Origin of the sequence: Candidatus Bartonella washoeensis Sb944nv (genome assembly GCF_000278135.1) — a bacterium.
Taxonomy (GTDB): Bacteria; Pseudomonadota; Alphaproteobacteria; order Rhizobiales; family Rhizobiaceae; genus Bartonella; species Bartonella washoeensis.
Genome location: NZ_JH725025.1, coordinates 213,435 through 216,727, shown reverse-complemented (window position 1 = coordinate 216,727; position 3,293 = coordinate 213,435). Strand labels below are relative to the sequence as shown.

Genomic DNA, 3,293 nt, shown 5'->3' with positions numbered 1-3,293 from the left:
GTTTTTGAAAATGCACATGTTTGCGGTCAATCTAAAGTTTATGACAACGCATTAGTTCACGGGCATGCAAATATACGAGGCAATGCGCATGTGCGTGGCAATGCGGATGTTTGTGACTATGAAGATTATCGCGATGACGACGAAGTTTACATGTGTAATCGCGTTTCACAGAGCACAAATGAAGCCAATGAAGCCCATAAGAATGATGATGGCAAGGCGCGTGTAGATCTTATTCCACCGTTGTCACTGATTGAAATCGGTAGAGTTTTAGAGTTTGGGGCAAAGAAGTACGGAGCAAACAATTGGCGTAATGGCATGCACTGGAGCAGGTTTCACGGTGCTGCCTTACGTCATTTATTAGCATGGTTTGGTGGAGAGAATAAGGATGGCGAAAGTGATTTATCACACTTAGCCCATGCGGCTTGTTGCCTTCTTTTTTTAATGGAATGCGAGGCAAAACAGATTGGTCATGATGACCGCTTTAAGAGCAAAGAATGGAGATCAGAATGAGTTTAAATGAGATTTTAATAGCGGGCTTTGTAGTTTTAGGAGCTTTGCTTTTATGCGGAGTGATGTTTCGTGTTGCATTGCATTATCGCGACAAAGCTCAGGAACTTAAAGAGCAGATTAGCAATCTTAAGAAAGAAATCAGAGAGAAAGATATTAGGTATTTAAAGGAAAGCAAGCAGACAATTGATGAATGTGATGCAGATCTTAAAGAACGCGACGAGATGATTGAAGAGCTAAAGCAAAAGATCGATGAGTATGATGGGGCATTCATATTAAAAAATGAAATGATAGCGGCACTAAAAGCAGATGTTAGATCACGAGACGAGGAAGTTGAAAGACTAACACAAGAGCTCAAACAGCGTGATAAAGCAGTAAAAGCACCGCCTCATAAGAAGAGTAAGAAGAAAAGTAAGTGAGGAAAGGAGATAAATGATGAGTCCAGAAGAGATTAGGTGGGGTGCTAAATATATCACATTGATAATTTGTAATGTAGTGGCACTCTATCACGTTTATTACTTCTATAAAAAAACACAAAAATTAAGAGATGAGGTAATGGAAAAAGATAAAATAATATATGAGAAAGAAAAGCTAATCCAAAAATTATCTTCTTCTGGTGGCTTCTACTCTTCAATAAGTGAGTGAGGTGTGAAAGATGGAAGATATTATAGTTAAGAAGAAATACGAATTTACTTATGCAACAATTGAAGTTGATGGTCGCACTCTTTACCGCATCCGTGCATTAAGAGACTTTGGAAACGTCAAAAAAGGTGACTTAGGTGGTTTGATAGAGCATGAGGGCAACCTATCCCATGATGGTAATTGCTGGGTAGATGATAATGCTTTGGTTTATGGTGATGCCAAGGCTTATGGTAATGCACGGGTTTTTGACAATGCACAGGTTTATGATAACGCTCATGTCAGATCTTAAAGAACGCGACGAGATGATTGAAGAGCTAAAGCAAAAGATCGATGAGTATGATGGGGCATTCATATTAAAAAATGAAATGATAGGGGCACTAAAAGCAGATGTTAGATCACGAGACGAGGAAGTTGAAAGACTAACACAAGAGCTTAAACAGCGTGATGAAGCAGTAAAAACGCCATCTCATAAGAATAAGAAGACTAAGAAGAAAAGTAAGTGAGGAAAGGAGATAAAGGGTGAGTCCAGAAGAGATTAGGTGGGGTGCTAAATATATCACATTGATAATTTGTAACGTAGTGGCACTCTATCACGTTTATTACTTCTATAAAAAAACACAAAAATTAAGAGATGAGGTAATGGAAAAAGATAAAATAATATATGAGAAAGAAAAGCTAATCCAAAAATTATCTTCTTCTGGTGGCTTCTACTCTTCAATAAGTAAGTGAGGTGTGAAAGATGAGTTTAGTAGCAGTTGTTATTTCTTTAATTTGTAATGTGATTTCGTTTTATGCTGTTCACGACTCTTCTAAAAGAGTGCGAAGGCTTAGAAAAGAGCTAGCTGAAAAAAATGAGTTAATAGCGTCACAAAAAGCGTTGATGGAAGGGCAGCTAGCGGAGAATGAGAAAAAAATTAAACGTTTACAAGAATTGCAAGAAAAAGTGCAAGAACGTTTGACGGAATATGGACAGAGCAATCCTGAGAAGCAAGAATGTTTGATGTCATATGAAAATATTTATGAAAATCTTCAAGTCCCTGAAGATGTTCGCGCGCTTGTAAGAGAATTTTTAGAACATCAGCCTGTTAAAGATGAACTAGATGATAGATCGCAAAAGATATTGCAACAATTGATGAGGGATGAGCAGACAAAGCATGAAGCAATTAAGGTTGTTAGAGCCTTTGAAGAATGGTTTACACAACGACGTAACATTACATTTGCACAATGCTATTACTGGTCGAGAGCTCAAAATTTATTATGCCATTTATTTGGGGTAAAGCCCATGACATGGGAGGATTTAGCTAAAAAAACTCCTGAGGAACAACAACGTTATATGGTGCCTGGGAAAATTATTGTCGATTGAACGTATGACTAAAATTAGAACTTGGTTCAAATTTTTGAAAACGGTGGGCGGTAAAGTTCACTGTTTCTGGTGGGTTTAAAGGATCCATGGCAGTGTGTTCCATAGTAAATGTTAGGGGAATTTCTAAGTTTTTATCAATCGGCAAAACGGTTAGAATTAGTTCTAATGCGCCAAAAGCTGTGAGGCAAAATGGATCAATATTTCCATATATTGGAGGTTCTGTTTTGGGTTGTTGAAAACAAATGCATTCGGGGCTTTTTGGATGGATGCGGTATATATCTCCTGATGGCCAGAAGGTTGAATCTGTATATCCACGATAGACTGCGCGAATAAATCTAAAACTACGGTCATTATTTATAATGATGGAATTAATTTTAATTATTTGTTTTGTAGGATTTATAATGCTTATTAATATATCAATTAATAATTGTGATTTATCATCAGGATTATCATACATCGCTGTACGTTGTACGAGAACATCAAGTTTTCTCTTCTCTAAAATTTCCGACTGTTTTTCCAGAACGTTGGCAAGCTTTTCTAGCGCTACTGCTTGTTGTTTATTTGATTTAGCTATTTCCATGGCATTGGCTAATTTTGTTTCAAACTTTTCTCGATCTTCTTTTCTTAAATTCACTGTCTGTTTAACAGAAAGAAAAGAAAAAATTGCGGATAATAAAGCACCAACTGAAGAAAGTGCAGAAAAAAGGGTAGGGTGTTGTTCTATCCAATTTAAGCATACATTCCAATTAAGGAGCATAATCATTATTCCAATTAATGTAAG

General features: G+C 36.8%; 8 protein-coding genes. 7 read left to right on the top strand and 1 reads right to left on the bottom strand.

The annotated features are described in order from the left end of the window. The first annotated feature begins 150 nt into the window (after positions 1–150). Genes MCQ_RS07660 through MCQ_RS07630 form a run of 7 tightly spaced genes read left to right on the top strand, consistent with a single transcriptional unit; the run spans position 151 to position 2,512 of the window. Positions 151–510 (top strand): dATP/dGTP diphosphohydrolase domain-containing protein, encoded by a 360-nt coding sequence (locus MCQ_RS07660; protein WP_050980876.1) that lies wholly within the window; start codon positions 151–153, stop codon positions 508–510. Next, entirely contained in the window at positions 507–926 is a 420-nt protein-coding gene (locus tag MCQ_RS07655; protein ID WP_006924600.1) for a hypothetical protein, read from the top strand. The genes MCQ_RS07660 and MCQ_RS07655 overlap by 4 nt, the downstream gene beginning before the upstream one ends. Before the next feature lie 13 nt (positions 927–939). Then, positions 940–1,152 (top strand): hypothetical protein, encoded by a 213-nt coding sequence (locus MCQ_RS07650; RefSeq protein ID WP_006924599.1) that lies wholly within the window; start codon positions 940–942, stop codon positions 1,150–1,152. 10 nt (positions 1,153–1,162) lie between these two features. Beyond that, complete coding sequence (locus tag MCQ_RS07645; RefSeq protein ID WP_006924598.1) at positions 1,163–1,438, top strand: hypothetical protein; 276 nt, start codon at positions 1,163–1,165, stop codon at positions 1,436–1,438. Next, positions 1,425–1,652 carry a hypothetical protein gene (locus MCQ_RS07640; RefSeq protein WP_245256387.1) on the top strand — a complete coding sequence of 76 codons (228 nt, stop codon included), beginning with the start codon at positions 1,425–1,427 and terminating at the stop codon, positions 1,650–1,652. Before MCQ_RS07645 ends, MCQ_RS07640 begins: the two co-directional genes overlap by 14 nt. A 16-nt stretch (positions 1,653–1,668) precedes the next feature. Continuing rightward, positions 1,669–1,878, top strand: coding sequence for a hypothetical protein (locus MCQ_RS07635; RefSeq protein WP_006924596.1), 210 nt, complete (start codon positions 1,669–1,671; stop codon positions 1,876–1,878). A gap of 10 nt (positions 1,879–1,888) precedes the next feature. Then, positions 1,889–2,512, top strand: a complete 624-nt coding sequence (locus tag MCQ_RS07630) for a hypothetical protein (protein WP_006924595.1) — start codon at positions 1,889–1,891, stop codon at positions 2,510–2,512. On the opposite strand, the gene MCQ_RS07625 is transcribed toward MCQ_RS07630, so the two are convergent. Continuing rightward, positions 2,499–3,293 (bottom strand): hypothetical protein (locus MCQ_RS07625; RefSeq protein ID WP_006924594.1); only part of this gene is annotated, 795 nt, incomplete at its 5' end. The two genes, MCQ_RS07630 and MCQ_RS07625, sit on opposite strands and share 14 nt — an antisense overlap.

Coding starts and splice junctions, on each gene's coding strand:
- MCQ_RS07645 (WP_006924598.1), top strand. CDS start 1,163: ATGGAAGATATTATAGTTAAGAAGAAATACGAATTTACTTATGCAACA.
- MCQ_RS07655 (WP_006924600.1), top strand. CDS start 507: ATGAGTTTAAATGAGATTTTAATAGCGGGCTTTGTAGTTTTAGGAGCT.
- MCQ_RS07640 (WP_245256387.1), top strand. CDS start 1,425: ATGTCAGATCTTAAAGAACGCGACGAGATGATTGAAGAGCTAAAGCAA.
- MCQ_RS07660 (WP_050980876.1), top strand. CDS start 151: ATGTGTAATCGCGTTTCACAGAGCACAAATGAAGCCAATGAAGCCCAT.
- MCQ_RS07650 (WP_006924599.1), top strand. CDS start 940: ATGATGAGTCCAGAAGAGATTAGGTGGGGTGCTAAATATATCACATTG.
- MCQ_RS07630 (WP_006924595.1), top strand. CDS start 1,889: ATGAGTTTAGTAGCAGTTGTTATTTCTTTAATTTGTAATGTGATTTCG.